Origin of the sequence: Enterobacter sp. SM3 (genome assembly GCF_009811935.2) — a bacterium.
Lineage (GTDB): Bacteria > Pseudomonadota > Gammaproteobacteria > Enterobacterales > Enterobacteriaceae > Enterobacter > Enterobacter asburiae_D.
The window spans coordinates 328,782-354,012 of record NZ_CP099971.1; the positions used below are offsets into that span (position 1 = coordinate 328,782).

The window sequence follows — 25,231 nt, forward strand, 5'->3', positions numbered from 1 at the left end:
TCTCCGGCAATGATAATTTTCTCATTAACCGCAGCATACACTCTGGAGTCGACTCCAGAGTCAAGCGCTATTTAGATATACAGCGAACGCACAATCAGGAAATGCCCGGCAAAGTAGCAGGCTGCGGCAATCGCGTTATCCGCCCGGAAGCGGCGGCGATAGTGGCTGCCCAGCCAGACGACATTCCCGAGCAGCAGCAGCGCGGCGCCGAAGAACGCGGACATCGCCGGAGCGGTCGGGCGGAAGAACCACAGCTCGCCCGCCAGCCACACCATCACCAGGGTCATGGCGATAAACGTACAGATTGGCAAACGCATCTCTTCCAGACGCGACCAGATCACCGCAATCAGCAGTGCGCCAATTACCAGCAGCACCAGCGGCAGCGGCCAGAAGAAGGAGAGCGTCATCTGGCTGGCAAAGTAGATGGTATAGAGCAGATGCGACAGGAAGAACGCGCCCACGGCATAGAGCAGACGCTGGCGGGGGAGCAGAGTCAGCGCATCGCCTATCAGGGACGCACACAGCCCGGCGAGCACCAGATAGCTGACGGCGTTGAACATCGGCGCTTGCCAGGCCAGCAGCAGCAGGAGCAACAGCGTGACCGGTTTAAACAACCAGCGCTGCCAGGTGGGACCGCGATACGACGCATCGACATAAAGCCATGCGGAAAAACAGACAGCGATAAATGACCAAAGCATATTAACTCCCTGTATCTGTTAAGTCTGAATAATCAGTTTCTGATCCAGTGTAGTGACGCGAGCGGGCGTTTGGCAATGGCGGGGAAGGCAAGGTATCCTGATTTCCGCATAATCTTATGGGATTTTAGAATGAGCAAGATGCCGCTTTTTTTCATTATCGTGGTGGCGATTATCGTTATTGCCGCCTCGTTCCGTTTCGCGCAGCAGCGCCGCGAGAAGGCGGATAACGATGCCGCACCGTTGATGCAAAAGCGCGTGGTGGTGACCAACAAACGCGAGAAGCCGCTCAACGACCGCCGCTCGCGCCAGCAGCAGGTGACGCCTGCGGGCACAGCAATGCGCTATGAAGCGAGCTTTAAGCCGGAAACGGGCGGCCTGGAGATGACCTTCCGCCTGGAGGCGCAGCAGTATCATCAGCTGACGGTGGGGGAGAAAGGGACGTTGAGCTACAAAGGGTCGCGGTTTGAAGGGTTTGAACCGGAGCGGTAATGCCGGGCGGCACTGCGTTTGCCCGGCCTACGGGGTTTCGTAGGCCCGGTAAGCGAAGCGCCACCGGGCGACTAAACGCACCTTACTTCTTCACCTGCGCCTTAAACTTCTTCATCCACACCAGCAGCTCAAACACGCCGAAAATAAACACGCGCAGCTGCTGCCAGCCCGTCATCTGCGGGCCGTCTTTCGGCAGGCCGTTTTTCAGCATCACCATCTGCAGGGCGTGCATAAACGACGTGAAAATCAGCGCCACGTTAACGAAAATGTTCATCGGGCGCGGGAACGGGTGCACCAGATTCAGAATCAAAAACGCCCAGACGCCCAGCATCAGCAAACGTCCCAGGTTAATCAGTACCGGCATCGGATCCTCCTTGTGCCTGACGGTGATACAGACGATAAGCAACCTGACCCGCGACTTTTTCGCGGTGCAGATCCCAGTGAGTGGGAACCGGCGGTAAACCGTTTTCCACTTCGCTTTCAACGTAAATTAGCGCGTCATCCGCCAGCCAGCCGTTTTGCTCCAGCAAGGATAACGTCTCCTCCAGCAGCCCCTTGCGGAACGGCGGGTCGACAAACACCACGTTATGCGGCGTGCCTTTCTGCGCTAGAAAACTCAGCGTGTTGGTGTTCACGACTTTGGCGTTGCTCGCCTTCAGCGTCGCCAGGTTTTGCTGCAGCGTCTGCGCCACGCCGCGCTCCATCTCCAGCAGCGTGGCGCTGGCGGCATAGCGCGACAGCGCTTCCAGCCCGAGCGCGCCGCTTCCGGCGAAGCAGTCCAGGCAGTGGGCGTCTACCATTGACGGGGCCAGCCAGTTAAATAGCGTCTCGCGCACGCGGTCGGTAGTAGGGCGTAAACCGGGGCTGTCCGGCACCGGTAATTTCCGGCCTCGCCACTGACCGCCGATAATACGAATTTGACCGGCCGGGGCGCGGTTGGGTTTCTTCATCTCAGGAAAGCTCTGTTAACAATTGGCCTACGATTGCGGGCGGTGATGTCAATTAAGTAAAGTGTTAGACTATTTCATCATTTTTTTAGCTTCCATGTATATAGCGCCGCGAGGAGTGTAGTCGCAGATGGCAAAACAAAAAAAACGTGGCTTCTTTTCCTGGCTGGGCTTCGGTGAAAAAGAGCAAGAAACAGAACAGAAAACCGAAGAGCAACAAGCCGTTGAAGAGCAGTCGCAGCCTGAAACGCCTGTAGAAACCGCCGCGGTAGTCGAAGCGGAAGAAACGGCGCACAGCAAAGAAGAAATTGAATCCTTTGCTGAAGAGGTGGTTGAGGTCACTGAACAGGTTCAGGAGAGCGAGAAGCCAGAGCCGGTTGTCATCGAGGCCGTTGCCGAAGCGCCGCAGGCTGTAATCGAGCGCGAAGAGCTGCCGCTGCCGGAAGAGGTGAAAGCCGAAGAGGTGTCTGCCGAAGAGTGGCAGGCCGAAGCGGAAACCGTTGAAATCGTTGAGGCGGTGGAAGAAGAAGCGGCACTTGAGCCAGAACTGACCGACGAAGAGCTGGAAGCCCAGGCGCTGGCGGCGGAAGCCGCGGAAGAGGCGGTCATCGTCGTGCCGGTGGAAGAACAGCCGGAAGAAGAGATCGTTCAGGAGCAGGAAAAACCGACCAAAGAAGGTTTCTTCGCACGCCTGAAGCGCAGCCTGCTCAAAACCAAAGAAAACTTAGGTTCCGGATTTATCAGTCTGTTCCGCGGCAAGAAGATCGACGACGATCTCTTTGAAGAGCTGGAAGAGCAGCTGCTGATTGCGGACGTCGGCGTGGAAACCACCCGTAAGATCATCGCCAACCTGACCGAAGGGGCGAGCCGCAAACAGCTGCGCGACGCCGAAGCGCTGTACGGTCTGCTGAAAGACGAGATGGGTGAAATTCTCGCAAAAGTTGACGAACCGCTTAATATTGAAGGCAAAACGCCATTTGTTATTCTGATGGTTGGCGTGAACGGCGTGGGTAAAACCACCACCATCGGCAAGCTGGCGCGTCAGTTCGAGCAGCAGGGTAAATCGGTGATGCTGGCGGCGGGCGATACCTTCCGTGCGGCAGCGGTTGAGCAGCTGCAGGTTTGGGGCCAGCGCAACAACATTCCGGTGATTGCCCAGCATACCGGCGCGGATTCCGCATCCGTGATCTTCGACGCCATCCAGGCGGCGAAGGCGCGAAACGTGGACGTGCTGATTGCCGATACCGCAGGGCGTTTGCAGAACAAATCGCACCTGATGGAAGAGTTGAAGAAAATCGTTCGCGTCATGAAGAAGCTGGACGAAGACGCACCGCATGAAATTATGCTGACCATTGATGCCAGCACCGGACAGAACGCCATCAGTCAGGCGAAGCTGTTCACTGAAGCGGTAGGATTGACGGGGATCGCGCTGACCAAGCTGGACGGCACCGCGAAAGGCGGGGTGATCTTCTCCGTGGCCGACCAGTTCGGCATTCCTATCCGCTACATCGGTGTGGGCGAGCGTATTGAGGATTTGCGTCCGTTTAAGGCGGACGACTTTATTGAGGCATTATTTGCCCGAGAGGACTAACAATGATTCGCTTTGAACACGTCAGCAAGGCCTATCTCGGTGGGAGACAAGCGCTGCAGGGGGTGACATTCCACCTGCAGCCGGGCGAGATGGCATTCCTGACCGGCCATTCCGGCGCGGGGAAAAGTACCCTGCTCAAGCTTATCTGTGGGATCGAGCGGCCAAGCGCCGGGAAAATCTTTTTCGGCGGCCATGAGATCAGCCGCCTGAAAAACCGCGAGGTGCCGTTCCTGCGTCGTCAGATCGGCATGATTTTCCAGGATCACCACCTGCTGATGGATCGCACCGTTTTCGATAACGTGGCCATTCCGCTGATTATTGCCGGCGCCAGCTATGACGATATCCGCCGTCGCGTTTCTGCGGCGCTGGATAAGGTGGGGCTGCTGGACAAAGCGAAGAACTTCCCGATCCAGCTCTCCGGCGGTGAACAGCAGCGCGTGGGCATCGCCCGCGCGGTGGTGAACAAGCCTGCGGTGCTGCTGGCGGATGAACCAACCGGTAACCTGGACGATGCCCTGTCCGAAGGGATTTTGCGTCTGTTTGAGGAATTCAACCGCGTAGGGGTCACGGTATTGATGGCGACGCACGACATCGGGCTCATTTCCCGTCGTTCGTACCGCATGCTGACCCTGAGCGACGGGCATTTGCACGGAGGCCACGGTGAACAAGCGTGATGCAATGAACCAGATTCGGCAGTTCGGGAACCGGTTTGACCGTTTCCGTAAGCCGCAGGGCGGTGGTGACGGCAATCGTAATGCGCCGAAGCGCCAGAAGGCCGCGCCAAAACCGGCCTCCCGTAAAACCAACGTATTTAACGAGCAGGTGCGCTATGCCTTCCACGGCGCGCTGCAGGACCTGAAAAGCAAACCGCTGGCGACGTTCCTGACGGTGATGGTGATTGCCATCTCCCTGACGCTGCCAAGCGTCTGCTACATGGTCTATAAAAACGTCAACCAGGCGGCTTCACAGTATTATCCGTCCCCGCAGATCACGGTCTATATGGATAAAGCGCTCGACGATAACGCCGCGGCGCAGGTGGTTGGGCAAATCCAGGCCGAGCAGGGCGTGGAGAAGGTCAACTATCTCTCACGTGAAGACGCGCTGGGCGAGTTCCGTAACTGGTCTGGCTTTGGCGGCGCGCTGGATATGCTCGAAGAGAACCCGCTGCCCGCCGTGGCGGTGGTGATCCCGAAGCTGGATTTCCAGGGGACCGATTCGCTTAACACCCTGCGCGATCGCATCACGCGGATTAAGGGCATTGATGAAGTGCGCATGGATGACAGCTGGTTTGCGCGCCTTGCTGCCTTGACCGGGCTGGTCGGACGCGTCGCGGCGATGATTGGCGTGCTGATGGTGGCGGCGGTCTTCCTCGTCATCGGTAACAGCGTACGCCTGAGCATCTTTGCCCGTCGCGATACCATCAACGTGCAGAAACTGATTGGTGCGACGGATGGCTTCATCCTCCGACCGTTCCTTTACGGCGGTGCACTGCTCGGTTTTTCCGGCGCATTTCTTTCACTGATATTGTCAGAAATTTTGGTGATGCGGCTTTCGTCTGCCGTGACCGAAGTGGCGCAGGTTTTCGGAACGAAGTTTGATATCAGCGGTTTAGGGTTCGATGAGTGCCTGTTACTGCTGCTGGTTTGCTCGATGATTGGGTGGGTGGCAGCCTGGCTGGCAACCGTTCAACATTTACGTCACTTTACTCCCGACTAATAAAAGCGTGATATAATCTTTCCCTGCACCGAGATGTTCGCTCTGCAGGGAAAGCGTCCCTGTTGTCGCTCCCCCTGTTATCATTTCCATGTCACATTTTGTGCGTAATTTATTCACCGTTGCACCTGGAACTTGTGGATAAAATCACTGTCTGATAAAAGAGTGAATGCTAATCTCGTTGCTCAAACGCTTTGGCATGGTTGTTGCCTGACGGGGACGACCTGGACCAGAAGAAACATTGAGAGGAATGAATGACCAAAGAAATGCAAACTTTAGCTTTAGCCCCTGTTGGTAACCTGGAATCTTATATCCGGGCTGCGAACACCTGGCCGATGTTAACGGCCGAGGAAGAAAAGGAGCTTGCTGAAAAGCTGCATTACCAGGGCGATCTGGAAGCAGCTAAGACGCTGATCCTGTCTCACCTGCGCTTTGTTGTTCACGTTGCTCGTAATTATGCGGGCTACGGCCTGCCGCAGGCGGACTTGATTCAGGAAGGTAACATCGGTCTGATGAAGGCTGTACGTCGCTTCAACCCGGAAGTGGGTGTGCGACTGGTCTCCTTCGCCGTGCACTGGATCAAAGCAGAAATTCACGAATACGTGCTGCGCAACTGGCGTATCGTGAAAGTCGCCACGACAAAAGCGCAGCGCAAACTGTTCTTTAACCTGCGTAAAACCAAGCAGCGTCTGGGCTGGTTCAACCAGGATGAAGTGGAAATGGTGGCGCGCGAGCTGGGCGTAACCAGCAAAGACGTGCGTGAGATGGAATCCCGTATGGCCGCGCAGGACATGACTTTTGATATGTCCTCCGACGACGACGCATCTGACAGCCAGCCGATGGCACCGGTTCTATATCTGCAGGATAAAACCTCTAACTTTGCTGACGGCATCGAAGAGGATAACTGGGAAGATCAGGCCGCGAACAAGCTGACCCATGCGATGGAAGGCCTCGACGAACGTAGCCAGGATATTATTCGCGCCCGCTGGCTGGACGAAGACAACAAGTCCACGCTGCAGGAGCTGGCCGACCGCTACGGCGTTTCTGCGGAACGTGTCCGTCAGCTTGAAAAGAACGCCATGAAAAAACTTCGCGCCGCTATCGAAGCGTAATTTCCGCGAAGTACACCGAGAACCCCTGGATGAGAGTCTGGGGGTTTTGTTTTTTTAGCGCCCGCTCTGGCGAATTCCCTCCCCCTGGCAAACACTTACTGATGCGCTAAGCAGGCGACTTTCTCAGGGGGACAGGGTGAAAAATAACGAACTGAACGACCGGCGTTTACAGGCGACGCCGCGCGGCATCGGCGTGATGTGTAACTTCTATGCCGATAAAGCTGAAAACGCCACGGTGTGGGACGTGGAAGGCAACGAGTACATCGACTTCGCCGCCGGGATCGCGGTGCTGAATACCGGCCATCGCCATCCAAAAGTCATTTCCGCCATTGAAAAACAACTCCACGCGTTTACCCATACGGCGTACCAGATTGTGCCGTACGAAAGCTACGTCGCGCTTGCCGAGCGCATCAACCAGCGGGTGCCCGTTGACGGTCCGGCTAAAACTGCGTTCTTCTCCACGGGGGCAGAGGCGGTCGAAAACGCGGTCAAAATTGCCCGGGCGTACACTAAACGTCCCGGCCTTATTACCTTCGGCGGCGCCTTCCACGGCCGTACCTTTATGACTATGGCGCTGACCGGCAAAGTTGCGCCGTACAAGCTCGGCTTTGGCCCGTTCCCCGGTTCGGTGTATCACGCGCAGTATCCGAATGAACTGCACGGCGTCAGCACGGCGGAAGCGTTGAAAAGCCTGGAACGCATCTTTAAAGCGGATATCGCTCCTGATCAGGTCGCGGCCATTATTCTCGAACCGGTTCAGGGCGAGGGCGGTTTCAACATTGCGCCAGCTGATTTTATGCAGGCGCTGCGCGCCCTGTGCGACACCCATGGTATTTTGCTCATTGCCGACGAGGTGCAAAGCGGCTTTGCCCGCACCGGCAAGCTGTTCTCGATGGAACACCACTGCGTGAAGCCCGATCTGATCACCATGGCGAAAAGCCTGGCGGGCGGAATGCCGCTCTCAGCGGTGTCTGGCCGTGCGGAGGTGATGGACGCACCCGCGCCGGGCGGGCTGGGCGGTACCTACGCCGGAAACCCGCTGGCGATTGCGGCGGCGCATGCCGTGCTCGACGTAATTGATGAAGAGGATCTCTGCACGCGTTCGGCGCATCTTGGCCATCACCTGGTGGAAGTGCTGAACAAGGCGAAGGAACGCTGCCCGTATATCGCTGACATTCGCGCGCAGGGCTCGATGGTGGCGGTGGAGTTTAACGACCCGCAAACGGGTCAGCCTTCGCCGGAATTTACCCGCCAGGTGCAGGAGCGCGCGTTGCAGGAAGGGCTGCTTCTTCTGAGCTGCGGCGTCTACGGCAACGTCATTCGCTTCCTCTATCCGCTGACTATCCCTGAAGCGCAGTTCCGCAAAGCGCTGGACATTATCTCCGCGTCGCTGACACGTTAAAGCCACACGCCCGGCGAAAATCCCAGCCGGGCCTGGCATATATTCATTTCAAATTAGCTATTCCAAAATCATAAAAATCGGGTATGTTTTAGCAGAGTATGCTGAAAAAGCGCGGACAGCACACCTATAACTGACATAAAGCGCTGCACAACAACATCACAACAATCGTAATAACCATAATAATGGGGAATCTCAGGATGAACATGAAGGGTAAAGCGTTACTGGCAGGATGTATCGCGTTGGCATTCAGCACCATGGCACAGGCAGACATCAAGGTGGCTGTTGTTGGCGCAATGTCCGGTCCGGTAGCACAGTACGGCGACCAGGAATTTACCGGCGCTGAGCAGGCGGTTGCAGACATTAATGCTAAGGGCGGTATCAAAGGCGAAAAACTGCAGATCGTAAAATATGATGATGCCTGTGACCCGAAACAAGCAGTCGCGGTCGCGAACAAAGTGGTGAACGACGGGATCAAATACGTTATCGGTCACCTGTGCTCTTCCTCTACTCAGCCAGCGTCTGACATCTACGAAGACGAAGGTATTCTGATGATCACCCCGGCGGCGACCGCACCAGAGCTTACCGCGCGTGGCTACAAGCTGACCCTGCGCACCACCGGTCTGGACTCTGACCAGGGTCCAACCGCGGCGAAATACATCGTTGAAAAAGTGAAGCCGAAGCGCATTGCCATCGTTCACGACAAGCAGCAGTACGGTGAAGGTCTGGCGCGTTCAGTGCAGGACAACCTCAAGAAAGCGAATGCTGACGTGGTGTTCTTCGACGGGATCACCGCTGGTGAGAAAGACTTCTCCACCCTGGTGGCGCGTCTGAAGAAAGAGAATATTGATTTCGTTTACTACGGTGGCTACCACCCGGAAATGGGCCAGATCCTGCGCCAGGCGCGCGCTGCGGGCCTGAAAACCCAGTTTATGGGCCCGGAAGGCGTGGCGAACGTGTCCCTGTCTAATATTGCGGGTGAATCAGCCGAAGGCCTGCTGGTGACCAAGCCGAAGAACTACGACCAGGTCCCTGCGAACAAACCTATCGTGGATGCCATCAAGGCGAAGAAACAGGATCCAAGCGGCGCGTTCGTCTGGACCACCTACGCGGCGCTGCAGTCTCTGCAGGCGGGCCTGAACCAGTCAGCCGATCCGGCTGAGATTGCCACCTGGCTGAAAGCGAACACTGTCGACACCGTCATGGGGCCGCTGTCCTGGGACGCGAAGGGTGACCTGAAGGGCTTCGAGTTCGGCGTGTTTGACTGGCATGCGAACGGCACGGCGACCGACGCCAAATAAAAGCAAAAAGGCAACGTAAGTTGCCTTTTTTAATGTTTTCTCCCTCTCCCCGTGGGAGAGGGCCGGGGTGAGGGCATCAGGCCGCACCGCACGCATCAGGCCGCACAAATCAATCCTGGCGCTTCTCCCACCCGCTCTCCTGCGCCGTAAACCCTAACGCCTGCATAAACGCCGCCATCACGCCGCGGTCTTCCACGCCCACGTCGGCCATCCACCATGAGGTCACGCTCGGGTTTTCACGGATCACTTCTTCAATTAAATACTGTCCCACACCGCGACGACGGGTGACGTCACGTACGCGCAGCGAGTCCAGCGCCCCTTCAGTACCGCTCAGGGTTACGCGAACCGCAGCCAGCAGGCGCTCGTTAAAACGCGCGGCATAAATACGGTGGGTCTCATCAACGCGCAGCGACGAAGGGGAATATTCCGGCCAGATCTTGCCCAGGTCGATATGATCCTGGTCGCTAAAGGTCACCAGACGCACGATAGTCAGTTTCATTAGCTACTTGTCCAAATCAGATTGAGTAGGGGCAGTGTACTCAATTTATTCACTCAGCGGCTTCCTCTTTTTATTCTCATTAACCAGGTGATTAGTTTTTTGGCAACGCGATGGGCAGCTTGAAAACACATGGATCGAAAAATAAGCAGAATTTTAACCTGAAGGGCAGTGATTTATTCGGCGCTTTGTACCGTTATTTTATGCTGCAAACTGCACTTTTATTTGTTTATCTCTGCCTGATTTCAGAATATTATCTTTGCTTAATCGCCTGAAAAATAGAGATTTTAGTCTGGTTTTTTACAAAAACCTGCGCTAAACCATTAAAGGCACTGGTAAAAATAGCGTTGTTCATTAAAAGTACAGAATGCTTTTTAACCATAATAAAACAAAATATAAACACGACATCACGAATGGGGATTCAGAGATGAAAAGGAACGCGAAGACGTTAATCGCGGGGATGGTCGCACTGTCGATCTCGCATGCCGCTATGGCCGACGACATTAAAGTTGCGGTAGTGGGTGCGATGTCCGGCCCTGTTGCCCAGTGGGGTGACATGGAGTTCAACGGCGCGCGGCAGGCCATTAAAGACATCAACGCCAAGGGCGGCATCAAGGGCGACAAGCTGGTGGGCGTGGAATATGACGACGCCTGCGATCCAAAACAGGCCGTCGCGGTCGCCAACAAAATCGTCAACGACGGTATCCAGTATGTGATCGGCCACCTGTGTTCATCCTCCACCCAGCCTGCGTCTGATATCTACGAAGACGAAGGCATCCTGATGATCACCCCAGGCGCAACGAACCCTGAGCTGACCCAGCGCGGCTATCAGCATATCATGCGTACCGCCGGTCTGGACTCCTCGCAGGGTCCCACCGCCGCCAAATACATCCTCGACACCGTTAAGCCACAGCGCATTGCCATTATTCATGACAAACAGCAGTACGGCGAAGGCCTGGCGCGCTCCGTGCAGGACGGCCTGAAAAAAGGCGGCGCGAACATCGTCTTCTTCGACGGCATTACCGCCGGTGAGAAAGACTTCTCCGCGCTGATCGCCCGTCTGCAAAAAGAGAACATCGACTTCGTTTACTACGGCGGCTACTACCCGGAGATGGGCCAGATGCTACGCCAGGCGCGCGCCACCGGCCTGAAAACCCAGTTTATGGGGCCAGAGGGCGTGGGCAACGCCTCCCTGTCGAACATCGCGGGGGATTCTGCCGAAGGCATGCTGGTGACGATGCCAAAACGCTATGACCAGGATCCGGCCAACAAGGCTATCGCGGATGCGCTCAAGGCGCAGAAGAAAGATCCGAGTGGTCCGTACGTCTGGATCACCTATGCGGCCGTACAGTCTCTGGCCACCGCGCTGGATCGCTCCGGCAGCAAAGAGCCGCTGGATCTGGTGAAAGATTTAAAAGCACACGGGGCGAACACCGTGATTGGGCCGCTGAACTGGGATGAGAAAGGCGATCTGAAGGGATTTGAGTTTGGTGTCTTTAAGTGGCACGCCGACGGTTCGTCCTCGGCCGCCAAATAATTATCCCACCGCCCGGCATGACGGGCGGGTATAAAAAGGTTTGCATATGTCCGAGCAGTTTCTCTATTTCCTGCAGCAGATGTTTAACGGCGTTACGCTGGGAAGCACCTACGCGCTGATCGCCATCGGCTATACGATGGTTTACGGCATTATCGGCATGATCAACTTCGCCCACGGCGAGGTGTACATGATCGGTAGCTACGTCTCTTTCATGATTATCGCCGCCCTGATGATGATGGGCATCGACAGCAGCTGGCTGCTGGTCGCCGCCGGGTTTGTCGGCGCAATTGTGATTGCCAGCGCCTACGGCTGGAGCATTGAGCGCGTCGCCTACCGGCCGGTGCGCAGCTCCAAGCGCCTGATCGCGCTGATCTCCGCCATCGGTATGTCGATCTTCCTGCAAAACTACGTCAGCCTGACCGAAGGCTCGCGCGACGTGGCGCTGCCAAGCCTGTTTAACGGCCAGTGGATTGTGGGAGCCAGCGAAAACTTCGCGGCCACTATCACCACCATGCAGCTGGTTATCTGGGTCGTGACCTTTATTGCGATGCTCGCCCTGACGCTGTTCATCCGCTACTCGCGTATGGGACGCGCCTGCCGCGCCTGCGCAGAAGACCTGAAGATGGCGAGTCTCCTCGGCATCAACACCGACCGCGTGATTGCCCTGACCTTCGTGATTGGCGCAGCGATGGCGGCGGTGGCGGGTGTCCTGCTCGGCCAGTTCTACGGCGTGATCAACCCGTACATCGGCTTTATGGCCGGGATGAAAGCCTTCACCGCGGCGGTACTGGGCGGTATCGGCAGTATTCCGGGCGCGATGATCGGTGGCCTGATCCTGGGCGTGGCGGAAGCGCTCTCTTCGGCGTACCTGAGCACGGAATATAAAGACGTGGTGTCGTTTGCCCTGCTGATTCTGGTTCTGCTGGTGATGCCTACCGGTATTCTGGGTCGTCCGGAGGTAGAGAAAGTATGAAACCGATGCATTTTGCAATGGCGCTGCTCTCTGCCGCCATGTTCTTCGTGCTGGCGGGCGTCTTTATGGGCGTCCAGTTAGGTCTGGACGGCACGAAGCTGGTGGTGGATACCGCCCCCGACATCCGCTGGCAGTGGGTGTTTATCGGCACCGCCGTGGTGTTCCTGTTCCAGCTGCTGCGTCCGCTGTTCCAGAAGACGCTGAAAAACGTCTCCGGGCCGAAATTCGTGCTGCCGGCAATCGACGGCTCTACCGTTAAGCAGAAGCTGTTCCTCGTGGCGCTGCTGGTGGCCGCCGTGGCGTGGCCGTTTGTGGTGTCTCGCGGCACCGTGGATATCGCCACTCTGACCATGATCTACGTGATTCTCGGTCTCGGTCTGAACGTGGTGGTGGGGCTCTCTGGCCTGCTGGTGCTGGGCTACGGCGGCTTCTACGCCATCGGCGCCTACACCTTCGCGCTGCTGAACCACTATTACGGTCTCGGCTTCTGGACCTGCCTGCCGCTGGCGGGGCTGGTCTCTGCCGCGGCGGGCTTCCTGCTTGGCTTCCCGGTGCTGCGCCTGCGCGGTGACTACCTGGCGATTGTGACCTTAGGCTTCGGCGAAATCGTCCGTATCCTGCTGCTCAACAACACCGAAGTGACCGGCGGCCCGAACGGCATCAGCCAGATCCCGAAACCGACCTTCTTCGGCCTGGAGTTCAGCCGTACCGCCCGCGAAGGCGGCTGGGATACCTTCAGCAATTTCTTTGGCGTGAAGTATGACCCGTCCGACCGCGTGATCTGGCTCTATCTGGTAGCGCTGCTGCTGGTGGTGATTACCCTGTTCGTGATCAACCGCCTGCTGCGCATGCCGCTGGGCCGCGCGTGGGAAGCGCTGCGCGAAGATGAGATCGCCTGCCGCTCCCTGGGCCTGAACCCGACCCGCATCAAGCTGACCGCGTTCACCATCAGCGCCGCGTTTGCCGGTTTCGCCGGAACGCTGTTTGCCGCGCGTCAGGGCTTCGTTAGCCCGGAATCGTTCACCTTTGCCGAATCCGCCTTTGTGCTGGCGATTGTGGTGCTCGGCGGGATGGGCTCGCAGTTCGCCGTTATCCTCGCGGCCATCCTGCTGGTGGTCTCGCGCGAGCTGATGCGCGACTTTAACGAATACAGCATGCTGATGCTGGGTGGTTTGATGGTGCTGATGATGATCTGGCGTCCGCAGGGTCTGCTGCCGATGACGCGTCCACAGCTGAAGCTTAAGAGTGCGGAAGCGAAAGGAGAGCAGGCATGAGTCAGCCATTATTATCCGTTAACGGTCTGATGATGCGTTTTGGCGGCCTGCTGGCGGTCAACAACGTGAATCTGGATCTGCACAAGAAAGAGATTGTCTCTCTGATTGGCCCGAACGGCGCGGGAAAGACCACGGTCTTTAACTGTCTGACCGGTTTCTACAAGCCGACGGGCGGCACCATCATGCTGCGCGACCAGCATCTGGAAGGGCTGCCGGGCCAGCAGATTGCCCGCATGGGCGTGGTGCGTACCTTCCAGCACGTGCGCCTGTTCCGCGAGATGACGGTGATTGAGAACCTGCTGGTGGCACAGCATCAGCAGCTGAAAACCGGGCTGTTCTCCGGCCTGCTGAAAACCCCGGCCTTCCGCCGCGCGCAGGATGAAGCGCTCGACCGCGCCGCCACCTGGCTCGACCGAATTGGCCTGCTGCAGCACGCCAACCGTCAGGCGAGCAACCTGGCCTACGGCGACCAGCGTCGCCTGGAGATTGTGCGCTGCATGGTGACGCAGCCGGAAATCCTGATGCTCGACGAACCGGCGGCAGGGCTCAACCCGAAAGAGACCAAAGAGCTGGACGAGCTGATTGCCGAGCTGCGCGATAGTCACGACACCACCATCCTGCTGATTGAGCACGACATGAAGCTGGTGATGGGCATTTCGGACCGTATCTACGTGGTAAACCAGGGCACGCCGCTGGCAAACGGCACGCCGGAAGAGATCCGCAACAACCCGGACGTGATCCGCGCATACCTTGGTGAGGCATAAGATGGAAAAAGCGATGTTAACGTTCGACAAGGTCAACGCGCACTACGGCAAGATCCAGGCGCTGCACGACGTCAGCCTGCATATCAATCAGGGGGAAATCGTGACTCTGATTGGTGCCAACGGCGCGGGCAAAACCACGCTGCTCGGCACCCTGTGCGGCGACCCGCGCGCCACCAGCGGGCGGATTGTGTTCGATGGTAAAGACATTACCGACTGGCAGACCGCCAGAATCATGCGCGAGGCGGTAGCGATTGTTCCGGAAGGGCGCCGCGTCTTCTCCCGCATGACGGTGGAAGAGAACCTGGCGATGGGCGGGTTCTTCGCCCACCGCGATGAATACCAGACCCGCATCAAGTGGGTGTACGAGCTTTTCCCGCGCCTGTGGGAGCGCCGCATCCAGCGTGCGGGCACCATGTCCGGCGGCGAGCAGCAGATGCTGGCGATAGGCCGCGCGCTGATGAGCCAGCCGCGCCTGCTGCTGCTGGACGAACCGTCGCTCGGTCTGGCGCCGATCATCATTCAGCAGATCTTCGACACCATTGAGCAGCTGCGTAAAGAGGGGATGACCATCTTCCTCGTCGAGCAGAACGCCAACCAGGCGCTGAAGCTCGCTGACCGTGGCTACGTGCTGGAGAACGGCCGCGTGGTGCTGGAGGATACCGGCGACGCGCTGCTGGCGGACGAAGCGGTGCGGAGCGCTTACCTGGGCGGCTGAGCCGTCTGTATCGCCCGGTGGCGCTACGCTTACCGGGCCTACAGAGATCGAGTAGGCCGGGTAAGGCGTAGCCGCCACCCGGCTTTTTTAACCACTACACCCCTTCACACAACCATCATCCCCCTGACGCCTGGCTGTCACTTATCTGTAAACAAACAGTTATTTTTCTGTAATTCGAGCATGTCATGTTACCTCGCGAGCATAAAACGCGTGATATCGCGCATCCGGCACAATAAGAGAGATGACAATGACATCGTTACGACACACAGCTTTGGGTCTGGCACTGGGTCTGGCTTTTGCGACGAACGCAATGGCTGTCACCACCATTCCGTTCTGGCATTCAATGGAAGGGGAGTTGGGTAAAGAAGTTGACTCCCTGGCGCAGCGTTTCAACGACACCCACCCGGATTACAAAATTGTGCCGGTGTACAAAGGCAACTACGAGCAGAGCCTGAGCGCGGGCATCGCCGCCTTCCGTACCGGCAACGCGCCTGCCCTGTTACAGGTTTATGAAGTGGGCACCGCCACCATGATGGCCTCCAAAGCCATCAAGCCGGTCTATGAAGTGTTCAAAGAGACGGGCATCAACTTCGATGAATCCCAGTTCGTGCCGACCGTCGCGGGTTACTACACCGATTCCAAAACCGGCCACCTGCTGTCCCAGCCGTTTAACAGCTCTACGCCGGTGCTCTACTACAACAAAGACGCCTTCAAAAAAGCTGGTTTAGACCCGGAGCAGCCGCCAAAAACCTGGCAGGACCTGGCGGAGTACACCGCGAAGCTGAAGGCGGCGGGGATGAAGTGCGACTACGCCAGCGGCTGGCAGGGCTGGATCCAGATTGAAAACTTCAGCGCCTGGCACGGCCTGCCGGTGGCGACCAAAAACAACGGCTTCGACGGCACCGATGCGGTACTGGAGTTCAACAAGCCGGAGCAGGTGAAGCACATTGCGCTGCTTGCCGATCTGAACAAGAAGGGCGACTTCAGCTACTTCGGGCGCAAAGACGAATCTACCGAGAAGTTCTACAACGGCGACTGCGCCATTACCACCGCCTCGTCCGGCTCGCTGGCGGATATCCGTCACTACGCCAAATTCAACTACGGCGTGGGCATGATGCCGTACGACGCAGACGTGAAGGGCGCGCCGCAGAACGCCATTATCGGCGGGGCGAGCCTGTGGGTGATGCAGGGTAAAGACAAGGGCACCTACAAAGGCGTAGCCGAGTTCCTCGACTTCCTGGCCAAGCCTGAAAACGCCGCCGAGTGGCACCAGAAGACCGGCTACCTGCCGATCACCAAAGCCGCGTACGACCTGACCCGCGAGCAGGGCTTCTACAGCAAGAACCCAGGCGCGGACATCGCGACGCGTCAGATGCTGAACAAGCCGCCGTTGCCGTTCACCAAGGGCCTGCGTCTGGGCAACATGCCGCAGATCCGTACCATCGTGGATGAGGAGCTGGAAAGCGTGTGGACCGGTAAGAAAACGCCACAGCAGGCGCTGGACTCTGCGGTAGAGCGCGGAAATCAGCTGCTGCGCCGCTTTGAGCAGTCGACCAAATCGTAAAAAAATGCCCGGTGACGCGTAGCGATCCGGGCCTACGACGTGCCCCATGTAGGCCGGGTAAGGCGTAGCCGCCACCCGGCATTGTTCAGGAACCAAATCTCAATGTCATCATCCCGTCCGGTGTTCCGTTCCCGCTGGCTGCCGTATCTGCTGGTCGCGCCGCAGCTGGTCATCACCGTTATTTTCTTTATCTGGCCTGCGGGCGAAGCGCTGTGGTACTCGGTGCAAAGCGTCGATCCGTTCGGGCTTTCCAGCCAGTTTGTTGGCCTGGACAACTTCACCGCGCTGTTCCACGACAGCTACTACCTGGACTCCTTCTGGACGACGATGAAGTTCAGCGCGCTGGTGACCGTCAGCGGTCTGGTTGCCTCGCTGTTTTTCGCCGCGCTGGTGGACTACGTGGTGCGCGGCAGCAGTATTTATCAAACGCTGATGCTGCTGCCCTACGCCGTGGCTCCCGCCGTCGCCGCCGTACTGTGGATCTTCCTGTTTAACCCGGGGCGCGGGTTGATTACCCACTTCCTGGCCGAACTGGGCTACGACTGGAACCACGCCCAGAACAGCGGTCAGGCGATGTTCCTGGTGGTGTTCGCCTCGGTGTGGAAGCAGATCAGCTACAACTTCCTGTTCTTCTTTGCCGCGCTGCAGTCTATACCGCGCTCGCTGGTGGAAGCCGCCGCCATCGACGGCGCAGGGCCCATTCGTCGCTTCTTCAGACTGTCGCTGCCGCTGATCGCCCCGGTGAGTTTCTTCCTGCTGGTGGTTAACCTCGTGTACGCCTTCTTCGACACCTTCCCGGTGATCGACGCGGCGACCGCAGGCGGCCCGGTGCAGGCGACCACCACGCTGATTTACAAAATCTACCGCGAAGGTTTCGCCGGCCTGGATCTCTCCGCCTCTGCCGCGCAGTCCGTCGTGCTGATGTTCCTCGTCATCATCCTCACGGTGGTGCAGTTCCGCTATGTCGAAAGTAAGGTGCGCTACCAATGATTGAGAACCGTCGCGGGCTGACGATTTTCAGCCATACCATGTTGATTTTAGGGATTATCGTCATCCTCTTCCCGCTGTACGTGGCGTTTGTTGCCGCCACGCTGGACACCAAAGCGGTGTTCGACACGCCGATGACGCTGATCCCAGGCACACATCTTTTCGAGAACATGAAGACCATCTGGACCCAGGGCGTGGGCGCCAACAGCGCGCCGTTCTGGCTGATGATGCTCAACAGCTTCATCATGGCGTTTGGCATTACGGTCGGCAAAATTACGGTGTCGATGCTTTCGGCCTTCGCCATCGTCTGGTTCCGCTTTCCGCTGCGTAACCTCTTCTTCTGGATGATTTTTATCACCCTGATGCTGCCGGTGGAGGTGCGTATCTTCCCGACGGTGGAGGTGATCGCCAACCTGAAAATGCTCGACAGCTATGCGGGCTTAACCCTGCCGCTGATGGCCTCGGCGACCGCCACCTTCCTGTTCCGCCAGTTCTTTATGACGCTGCCGGACGAGCTGATTGAAGCCGCACGCATCGACGGCGCGTCGCCGATGCGCTTCTTCCGCGACATCGTGCTGCCGCTGTCGAAAACCAACCTTGCGGCGCTGTTTGTGATCACCTTTATCTACGGCTGGAACCAGTACCTGTGGCCGCTGCTGATTATTCAGGACGTCAACCTCGGTACCGCAGTAGCGGGCATCAAAGGCATGATCGCCACCGGCGAAGGCACCACCCTCTGGAACCAGGTGATGGCGGCAATGCTGCTCACCCTTATCCCACCCGTAGTCATTGTTTTAGCCATGCAGCGTGCGTTTGTCCGTGGCCTGGTCGATAGCGAGAAATAAGATGGCAGGTTTAAAACTTCAGGCAGTAACCAAAAGCTGGGATGGCAAAACCCAGGTCATTCAGCCGCTCACGCTCGACGTGGCGGACGGGGAATTTATCGTGATGGTTGGCCCTTCCGGCTGCGGCAAATCCACCCTGCTGCGCATGGTGGCGGGGCTGGAGCGCGTGACGTCCGGGGATATCTGGATTGACCGTCAGCGCGTCACCGAAATGGAACCCAAAGACCGCGGCATCGCGATGGTGTTCCAGAACTACGCCCTCTATCCGCACATGAGCGTGGAAGAGAACATGGCCTGGGGGCTGAAAATCCGCGGCATGGGCAAAGGCCATATCGAGGAGCGCGTGAAAGAAGCGGCGCGCATTCTCGAGCTGGACGGCCTGCTCAAACGGCGCCCGCGCGAGCTCTCCGGCGGCCAGCGCCAGCGCGTGGCGATGGGGCGCGCCATCGTGCGCGATCCGGCGGTATTCCTGTTCGACGAGCCGCTCTCTAACCTCGACGCCAAGCTGCGCGTGCAGATGCGTCTTGAGCTGCAGCAGCTTCATCGTCGTCTGAAAACCACCTCCCTGTACGTGACCCACGATCAGGTCGAAGCCATGACCCTCGCCCAGCGCGTAATGGTGATGAACAAAGGCATCGCCGAGCAGATTGGCACGCCGGTGGAAGTGTACGAGAAACCGGCCACCCGCTTTGTGGCGAGCTTTATCGGCAGCCCGGCAATGAACCTGCTGGAAGGGCGTATCAGCAGCGCGGGCACGCATTTTGAGCTGGAAAGCGGGATGGCATTGCCGATCAACTGGTACTATCGTGGTTACGCCGGGCGTAAGATGACGCTCGGTATCCGCCCGGAGCATATTGCTTTAACCTCTCAGGCGGACGGCGGCGTGCCGCTGGTGATGGACACGCTGGAGATGTTGGGTGCAGATAACCTGGCGCACGGGCGCTGGGGCGAGCAAAAAATGGTGGTGCGCCTGCCGCATCAGGAGCGCCCTAAGGCAGGCAGCACGCTGTGGCTGCACCTGCCGGAAAACCATCTGCACCTGTTTGACGGTGAAACAGGACAACGAGTATGAGCAACTGGCCTTATCCCCACGTCGTCGCCCACCGGGGCGGCGGTAAGCTGGCGCCGGAGAACACCCTGGCGGCGATTGACGTTGGCGCGCGCTACGGTCACACGATGATCGAGTTCGACGCCAAGCTGTCGAAAGACGGCGAAATTTTCCTGCTGCACGATGATAACCTCGAGCGCACCAGCAACGGCTGGGGCGTGGCGGGCGAGCTGCCGTGGCGGGATCTGCTGAAGGTGGACGCCGGAAGCTGGTACAGCGGCGAATTCAAAGGCGAACCGCTGCCGCTGCTGGCCGAAGTGGCTGACCGCTGCCGCCAGCGCGGCATGATGGCCAATATCGAAATCAAACCGACCACCGGCACCGGGCCGCTGACGGGCAAAGTGATTGCCCTTGCCGCGCGCGAGCTGTGGGAAGGGATGACCGCGCCGCTGCTCTCCTCATTTGAAATTGACGCACTGGAAGCGGCACAGGCGGCCGTGCCGGCGCTGCCGCGCGGGCTGCTGCTTGACGAGTGGCGCGAGGACTGGCGCGAGCTGACGACGCGCTTAGCGTGCGTTTCTATCCATCTCAATCACAGGCTGCTGGATGAGGCGCGGGTGAAGATGCTGAAAGACGCGGGTCTGCATATTCTGGTCTACACCGTTAACAAACCCCAGCGCGCAGCTGAGCTGCTGCGCTGGGGCGTGGACAGCATCTGCACCGATGCAATCGACCTGATCGGCCCGGACTTTAGTTCTGCGGATTAAGCATACTGCCATTCGACTGCGGCGGCAGCATGTGCTGCTGTCCGCTGCCTGACGACGTCATTCCCCCTAACATCCCGCCGTTTTTATTCGGCAGCGGCTGCTCGCGCATCTGCCCCTGCTGCACGCGCTGGGTGTTGGCGTTCATCTGATTTTGCAGGCTTTGCTGCTGCATTTGGGTCTGCGTTTTAAGCTGCTGGTTAAGCATCCCTTTCTGCTGCTGTTGCTGGCTCATCATCTCGGTCTGCATACGCTGCTGGCTCGGGATAACGTAACCCTGCTGGTTCGGGTTGTTCATGGTGTTGAGTGGCTGTGCGAGCGCGGCAAACGGAATCAGCGCCGCAAGAATCATCAAGCGTTTCATTGTCATTTCCTCCTTTTGAGGTCTCTCTTAAGTTTACCCTGATTTCACCATGACGATGATTTTTTAGGAGTTGTGAACCAGGCTTAAGCGGGGAATATGGATCCCTTCACCTGGAGAACAATAATGATGAAAACAACGTTTTTGCGCTGGGTCGCCATCGCCGCGCTGATGGCAGGCGGTACATTTAGCGTGGCGGCCAACCCGCCAGCGGCGCCTCCGGTCTCTTACGGCGTGGAGGAAGATGTTTTTCATCCCGTGCGGGCAACCCATGGCATGGTGGCGTCAGTGGATGCGCTGGCAACAAAAGTGGGCGTCGATATTCTCAGGCAGGGCGGTAACGCGGTGGATGCAGCGGTCGCCGTCGGCTATGCGCTGGCGGTAACGCATCCGCAGGCGGGTAACCTGGGCGGCGGCGGCTTTATGATGCTGCGCACCAAAGACGGCAAAACGACGGCCATCGACTTCCGCGAGATGGCGCCTTCCCAGGCGTCCCGCGATATGTTCCTCGACGACCAGGGTAACCCTGACAGCAAAAAATCCCTGACCTCGCATCTCGCCTCCGGCACGCCGGGTACCGTCGCGGGCTTCTCGCTGGCGCTGGAAAAATACGGCACGATGCCGCTGAACAAGGTGGTGCAGCCTGCCATCAAGCTGGCGCGCGACGGCTTTGTGGTGAACGACGCCCTGGCGGACGATCTCAAGACCTACGGCAGCGAAGTCATTCCGAATCATGAAAACAGCAAAGCGATCTTCTGGAAAGACGGTGAGCCGCTGAAGAAGGGCGACAGGCTGGTGCAGAAGAACCTCGCCAAAAGCCTGGAGCTGATTGCGGAGCACGGTCCCGACGCCTTCTACAAAGGGGCGATTGCCGACCAGATTGCGGAAGAGATGCAGAAAAACGGCGGACTCATCACCAAAGCGGATCTGGCGGAATACAAGGCGGTGGAGCGCGAGCCGATTAGCGGCACCTATCGCGGCTACGAGGTCTTTTCCATGCCGCCGCCGTCCTCCGGCGGGATCCACATCGTGCAGATCCTCAATATTCTTGAAAACTTCGATATGCACAAGTTCGGCTTCGGCAGCGCGGACGCCATGCAGGTGATGGCGGAAGCGGAAAAACGCGCCTACGCCGACCGTTCGGAATACCTCGGCGATCCGGACTTCGTGAAGGTGCCGTGGCAGGCGCTGACCAACAAGGCGTATGCCAAATCCATTGCCGATCAGATCGACATCAACAAGGCCAAACCGTCGAGCGAAATCCGCCCCGGCAAGCTGGCGCCGTATGAAAGCAACCAGACCACCCACTTCTCGGTGGTGGATAAAGACGGTAACGCGGTGGCGGTGACCTATACGCTCAACACCACCTTCGGCACCGGGATTGTGGCGGGCAACAGCGGCATTCTGCTGAACAACGAGATGGATGACTTCTCCGCCAAGCCGGGCGTGCCAAACGTTTACGGGCTGGTAGGCGGTGATGCCAACGCCGTCGGGCCGAAGAAGCGTCCGCTGTCGTCCATGTCGCCTACCATCGTGGTGAAAGACGGAAAAACCTGGCTGGTAACCGGCAGCCCGGGCGGGAGTCGAATTATTACTACCGTGCTGCAAATGGTGGTGAACAGCATCGACTTTGGGATGAACGTCGCCGAAGCGACCAACGCGCCGCGTTTCCATCACCAGTGGCTGCCTGACGAGCTGCGCGTCGAGAAGGGCTTTAGCCCGGATACCATCAAGCTGCTGGAGCAGCGCGGGCAGAAGGTGGCGGTGAAAGAGGCGATGGGCAGCACCCAGAGCATTATGGTGGGGCCGGACGGGGCGCTGTTTGGCGCGTCGGACCCGCGTTCGGTGGATGATTTGTCGGCGGGGTATTGATGGTTCCCCTCACCCTAACCCTCTCCCCATAGGGGAGAGGGGATTGCACGGTGCGGTCTTTTCTCCCTCGCCCCTATGGGGAGAGGGCCGGGGTGAGGGGAGTATGTCACTTCATCCGCGCCATGTAATACGCATCCACATACTCGCCGTTGCGCAGGGCATAGCGTTTACCGGTGCCTTCGATTTCGAACCCGTGTTTTTTGTACACCGCAATCGCCGGTTCGTTATCGACAAACACCGTCAGCTCAATGCGGTCAACGCGTAGCCAGTTATCGCACATATCAATCATGGTGCGCATCAGCGCGCTGGCGACGCCCCGGTTTTGCCACTGCGCGCCGACACAAATCCCAAAATCAGCCACATGGCTGCGGCGCGGGCGTTGCGCGACGACGATGCACAGATGGCCGGCGACATGACCGTCTATGCAGGCGACGAGCTGCTTGATGCCGGGCTGGTCGGATAGCCGTTCTTGCCACATTTGCTCAGAGGGATGAGGAACCTGTAGCGTGTTGTGGTACACCTCCGGCTGGGCGTGGATCTGACGAATGGCGTCATAATCTTTCGGTTCCGCATGGCGTATCACTATCTCACTCATTCCTTGTTCCTCAGTCAGTTAAATGTCCCTTTCAACATCAATGACTTTAAAATTTGAGTCAACCGCTATTTTTTGCAAAAAAAAGTAGACAAGTGCGAATGAGAATGATTATTATTGCTCTGCATTCAGGAAGACCCCTACGGGAACCTGAAAGCACGACATTGCTCACATTGCTTCCAGTATTACTTTAGCCAGCTTCTAGCTGGCTTTTTTTTTGTTATGGTTAGACTCAGTAACCTTCCAAAAGGACTGAGCCATGACACTACATTGCGCATTTATTGGATTTGGTAAAAGTACGACCCGCTACCACCTGCCGTATGTTCTCAACCGTAAAGACAGCTGGCACGTGGCCCATATCTACCGCCGCCGCGCGAAGCCGGAAGAGCAATCCCCCCAGTATTCCCACATCCATTTCACCAGCGATCTGGATGAAGTGCTTAACGACCCGCAGGTCAAACTGGTTGTCGTCTGCACCCACGCCGACAGCCACTTCGACTACGCGAAGCGCGCGCTGGAAGCGGGCAAAAACGTGCTGGTGGAAAAGCCGTTCACCCCGACCATCGCCGAAGCCAAGGAACTGTTCGCGCTGGCGAAAAGCAAAGGCCTGACCGTTACGCCATATCAGAACCGCCGCTTTGACAGCTGCTTCCTGACGGCGAAAAAAGCGATTGAAAGCGGCAAGCTGGGCGACATCGTGGAAATCGAAAGCCACTTCGATTACTACCGTCCGGTCGCGGAAACTCAGCCCGGCCTGCCGCAGGACGGCTCGTTCTATGGTCTGGGCGTGCACACCATGGACCAGATCATCTCCCTGTTTGGCCGACCGGACCACGTGGCGTTTGACATCCGCAGCCTGCGTAATAAAGCCAACCCGGACGACACCTTTGAAGCGCAGCTGTTCTACGGCGACCTGAAAGCCATCGTCAAAACCAGCCATCTGGTGAAAATCGACTATCCAAAATTTATCGTTCACGGCACCCGCGGCTCGTTCATTAAGTACGGCATCGACCAACAGGAGACCAGCCTGAAGGCCAACATCATGCCGGGCGAACCGGGCTTTGCGGCGGATGATTCCGTGGGCGTGCTGGAGTACGTTAGCGATGATGGCGTAACGGTCAGGGAGGAGCTGAAACCGGAAGTGGGCGACTATGGCCGCGTCTACGATGCGCTGTATGAAACCCTCACAGCCGGCGCGCCGAATTACGTCAAGGAATCTGACGTTCTTACTAACCTGGAAATCCTTGAGCGGGCCTTCGAACAGGCTTCTCCTGCCACGATAACCCTCGCGAAATAAGCAAAAACGGCTCCTCTGTGCTTGTTCATAATTTTTGAACAGAGGAGTCAATTTTCACCCTCTATGATCCCAGGCGGTTTGCGTCCACACTTACTCCATCGAAACGAACTGAGGGTGAAAACAATGATCTACTTACGCAAAGCAAACGAACGTGGTCACGCGAATCATGGCTGGCTGGACTCATGGCATTCATTCTCGTTTGCCGACTACTACGACCCGAACTTCATGGGCTTCTCCGCACTGCGCGTGATTAACGACGACGTAATTGATGCAGGCCAGGGCTTCGGTACCCACCCGCACAAAGACATGGAAATCCTGACCTATGTGCTGGAAGGGGCGGTTGAGCACCAGGACAGCATGGGCAACAAAGAGCAGGTTCCGGCGGGCGAGTTCCAGATTATGAGCGCGGGTACCGGGGTGCGTCACTCCGAGTACAACCCGAGCAAAACGGAAAAACTGCACCTGTATCAAATCTGGATCATTCCAGAAGAGACCGGCATCACGCCGCGCTACGAGCAGCGCCGCTTCGACGCGAAGCAGGGCAAACAGCTGGTGCTCTCCCCGGATGCGCGTGAAGGTTCCCTGAAGGTGCATCAGGATATGGAGTTGTACCGCTGGGCGCTGGCGAAAGACGAACAGTCTGTTCATCAGATTGCCGCCAACCGCCGCGTCTGGATCCAGGTGGTGAAAGGTGAAGTGTCCATCAACGGCACCAAAGCAACCACCGCCGATGGCCTGGCCATCTGGGATGAGCAGGCGCTCTCCGTGCACGCCGACAGCGAAAGTGAAATCCTGCTGTTTGACCTGCCGCCGGTATAAATAATTACTCAACCTTCCCTTTAAACGGGGAAGGTTGAGCTTTGTCCGTGATAAACTGAGCAAATCTCTCACT

General features: G+C 57.8%; 26 protein-coding genes. 20 read left to right on the forward strand and 6 right to left on the reverse strand.

Annotated elements, in window-relative coordinates; all coding sequences use genetic code 11:
• Window positions 1-71: 71 nt before the first annotated feature.
• Window positions 72-698, reverse strand: a complete 627-nt coding sequence (locus GVO84_RS01405; protein WP_159515317.1) for a lysoplasmalogenase — start codon at window positions 696-698, stop codon at window positions 72-74.
• A gap of 129 nt (window positions 699-827) precedes the next feature.
• On the opposite strand from GVO84_RS01405, the gene GVO84_RS01410 reads away from it, so the two are divergent.
• Complete coding sequence (locus GVO84_RS01410) at window positions 828-1,187, forward strand: DUF2500 domain-containing protein (protein ID WP_159515318.1); 360 nt, start codon at window positions 828-830, stop codon at window positions 1,185-1,187.
• A gap of 82 nt (window positions 1,188-1,269) precedes the next feature.
• Here the strand turns inward: GVO84_RS01410 and GVO84_RS01415 are convergent, their stop codons facing one another.
• Together GVO84_RS01415 and rsmD are read right to left on the reverse strand one after the other, a co-directional pair.
• Window positions 1,270-1,551: a DUF1145 family protein gene (locus GVO84_RS01415; protein WP_010436509.1), complete on the reverse strand. Its 282-nt coding sequence runs from the start codon at window positions 1,549-1,551 to the stop codon at window positions 1,270-1,272.
• Entirely contained in the window at window positions 1,535-2,137 is a 603-nt protein-coding gene (gene rsmD, locus GVO84_RS01420; RefSeq protein WP_023334140.1) for a 16S rRNA (guanine(966)-N(2))-methyltransferase, read from the reverse strand. The genes GVO84_RS01415 and rsmD overlap by 17 nt, the downstream gene beginning before the upstream one ends.
• Window positions 2,138-2,264: 127 nt before the next feature.
• Here rsmD and ftsY point away from each other — a divergent pair, with 127 nt between their 5' ends.
• The 6 genes from ftsY to livJ all read left to right on the forward strand — a co-directional run bounded on the left by ftsY (window position 2,265) and on the right by livJ (window position 9,250).
• Window positions 2,265-3,725, forward strand: a complete 1,461-nt coding sequence (gene ftsY, locus GVO84_RS01425; protein ID WP_159515319.1) for a signal recognition particle-docking protein FtsY — start codon at window positions 2,265-2,267, stop codon at window positions 3,723-3,725.
• A 2-nt stretch (window positions 3,726-3,727) separates the two neighbouring features.
• Window positions 3,728-4,399: a cell division ATP-binding protein FtsE gene (gene ftsE / locus GVO84_RS01430; protein WP_023310016.1), complete on the forward strand. Its 672-nt coding sequence runs from the start codon at window positions 3,728-3,730 to the stop codon at window positions 4,397-4,399.
• Entirely contained in the window at window positions 4,386-5,441 is a 1,056-nt protein-coding gene (gene ftsX, locus GVO84_RS01435; protein WP_029741817.1) for a permease-like cell division protein FtsX, read from the forward strand. The genes ftsE and ftsX overlap by 14 nt, the downstream gene beginning before the upstream one ends.
• A gap of 251 nt (window positions 5,442-5,692) precedes the next feature.
• Complete coding sequence (gene rpoH, locus GVO84_RS01440) at window positions 5,693-6,550, forward strand: RNA polymerase sigma factor RpoH (RefSeq protein WP_024906692.1); 858 nt, start codon at window positions 5,693-5,695, stop codon at window positions 6,548-6,550.
• A gap of 136 nt (window positions 6,551-6,686) precedes the next feature.
• The gene (locus tag GVO84_RS01445) at window positions 6,687-7,952 is read left to right on the forward strand and encodes a 4-aminobutyrate--2-oxoglutarate transaminase (RefSeq protein WP_159515320.1); all 1,266 of its coding nucleotides are present in this window, start codon (window positions 6,687-6,689) and stop codon (window positions 7,950-7,952) included.
• 197 nt (window positions 7,953-8,149) lie between these two features.
• Window positions 8,150-9,250, forward strand: a complete 1,101-nt coding sequence (gene livJ, locus GVO84_RS01450; protein WP_146198314.1) for a branched chain amino acid ABC transporter substrate-binding protein LivJ — start codon at window positions 8,150-8,152, stop codon at window positions 9,248-9,250.
• 109 nt (window positions 9,251-9,359) lie between these two features.
• On the opposite strand, the gene panM is transcribed toward livJ, so the two are convergent.
• Window positions 9,360-9,749, reverse strand: coding sequence for an aspartate 1-decarboxylase autocleavage activator PanM (gene panM, locus GVO84_RS01455; RefSeq protein ID WP_121426223.1), 390 nt, complete (start codon window positions 9,747-9,749; stop codon window positions 9,360-9,362).
• A 424-nt stretch (window positions 9,750-10,173) separates the two neighbouring features.
• On the opposite strand from panM, the gene livK reads away from it, so the two are divergent.
• The 10 genes from livK (at window position 10,174) to ugpQ (ending at window position 20,220) form a co-directional block, all read left to right on the forward strand.
• On the forward strand, window positions 10,174-11,283 hold the full coding sequence (gene livK / locus GVO84_RS01460) for a high-affinity branched-chain amino acid ABC transporter substrate-binding protein LivK (protein WP_159515321.1): 1,110 nt from the start codon (window positions 10,174-10,176) through the stop codon (window positions 11,281-11,283).
• A 46-nt stretch (window positions 11,284-11,329) separates the two neighbouring features.
• Window positions 11,330-12,256, forward strand: a complete 927-nt coding sequence (livH, locus tag GVO84_RS01465) for a high-affinity branched-chain amino acid ABC transporter permease LivH (protein ID WP_047646901.1) — start codon at window positions 11,330-11,332, stop codon at window positions 12,254-12,256.
• Window positions 12,253-13,530: a high-affinity branched-chain amino acid ABC transporter permease LivM gene (locus GVO84_RS01470; protein WP_121426225.1), complete on the forward strand. Its 1,278-nt coding sequence runs from the start codon at window positions 12,253-12,255 to the stop codon at window positions 13,528-13,530. The genes livH and GVO84_RS01470 overlap by 4 nt, the downstream gene beginning before the upstream one ends.
• Entirely contained in the window at window positions 13,527-14,294 is a 768-nt protein-coding gene (gene livG, locus GVO84_RS01475; RefSeq protein WP_023310024.1) for a high-affinity branched-chain amino acid ABC transporter ATP-binding protein LivG, read from the forward strand. Before GVO84_RS01470 ends, livG begins: the two co-directional genes overlap by 4 nt.
• A gap of 1 nt (window position 14,295) precedes the next feature.
• Window positions 14,296-15,009, forward strand: a complete 714-nt coding sequence (gene livF / locus GVO84_RS01480) for a high-affinity branched-chain amino acid ABC transporter ATP-binding protein LivF (RefSeq protein WP_159515322.1) — start codon at window positions 14,296-14,298, stop codon at window positions 15,007-15,009.
• A 247-nt stretch (window positions 15,010-15,256) separates the two neighbouring features.
• Entirely contained in the window at window positions 15,257-16,573 is a 1,317-nt protein-coding gene (gene ugpB / locus GVO84_RS01485; protein ID WP_159515323.1) for a sn-glycerol-3-phosphate ABC transporter substrate-binding protein UgpB, read from the forward strand.
• A gap of 102 nt (window positions 16,574-16,675) precedes the next feature.
• Window positions 16,676-17,563, forward strand: a complete 888-nt coding sequence (gene ugpA, locus GVO84_RS01490) for a sn-glycerol-3-phosphate ABC transporter permease UgpA (protein ID WP_159515324.1) — start codon at window positions 16,676-16,678, stop codon at window positions 17,561-17,563.
• A complete protein-coding gene (gene ugpE, locus GVO84_RS01495) occupies window positions 17,560-18,405 on the forward strand; it encodes a sn-glycerol-3-phosphate ABC transporter permease UgpE (RefSeq protein WP_013099125.1) in 846 nt (281 codons plus the stop codon). The genes ugpA and ugpE overlap by 4 nt, the downstream gene beginning before the upstream one ends.
• Before the next feature lies 1 nt (window position 18,406).
• A complete protein-coding gene (locus tag GVO84_RS01500) occupies window positions 18,407-19,477 on the forward strand; it encodes a sn-glycerol-3-phosphate import ATP-binding protein UgpC (RefSeq protein WP_121426226.1) in 1,071 nt (356 codons plus the stop codon).
• On the forward strand, window positions 19,474-20,220 hold the full coding sequence (gene ugpQ, locus GVO84_RS01505; RefSeq protein ID WP_159515325.1) for a glycerophosphodiester phosphodiesterase: 747 nt from the start codon (window positions 19,474-19,476) through the stop codon (window positions 20,218-20,220). Before GVO84_RS01500 ends, ugpQ begins: the two co-directional genes overlap by 4 nt.
• Here ugpQ and GVO84_RS01510 read toward each other — a convergent pair.
• Entirely contained in the window at window positions 20,204-20,581 is a 378-nt protein-coding gene (locus tag GVO84_RS01510) for a DUF2756 family protein (protein ID WP_045402505.1), read from the reverse strand. The genes ugpQ and GVO84_RS01510 overlap by 17 nt on opposite strands.
• A gap of 123 nt (window positions 20,582-20,704) precedes the next feature.
• Between GVO84_RS01510 and ggt the strand changes: the two genes are divergently transcribed.
• Complete coding sequence (gene ggt / locus GVO84_RS01515; protein ID WP_201283084.1) at window positions 20,705-22,450, forward strand: gamma-glutamyltransferase; 1,746 nt, start codon at window positions 20,705-20,707, stop codon at window positions 22,448-22,450.
• 106 nt (window positions 22,451-22,556) lie between these two features.
• Here ggt and yhhY read toward each other — a convergent pair whose 3' ends face one another.
• Window positions 22,557-23,045, reverse strand: coding sequence for an N-acetyltransferase (gene yhhY / locus GVO84_RS01520; RefSeq protein WP_045143059.1), 489 nt, complete (start codon window positions 23,043-23,045; stop codon window positions 22,557-22,559).
• 256 nt (window positions 23,046-23,301) lie between these two features.
• On the opposite strand from yhhY, the gene GVO84_RS01525 reads away from it, so the two are divergent.
• Both GVO84_RS01525 and GVO84_RS01530 read left to right on the forward strand, forming a co-directional pair.
• On the forward strand, window positions 23,302-24,339 hold the full coding sequence (locus GVO84_RS01525) for an oxidoreductase (protein ID WP_159515326.1): 1,038 nt from the start codon (window positions 23,302-23,304) through the stop codon (window positions 24,337-24,339).
• A gap of 123 nt (window positions 24,340-24,462) precedes the next feature.
• Window positions 24,463-25,158 carry a pirin family protein gene (locus tag GVO84_RS01530; RefSeq protein ID WP_000639796.1) on the forward strand — a complete coding sequence of 232 codons (696 nt, stop codon included), beginning with the start codon at window positions 24,463-24,465 and terminating at the stop codon, window positions 25,156-25,158.
• Window positions 25,159-25,231 lie beyond the last annotated feature (73 nt).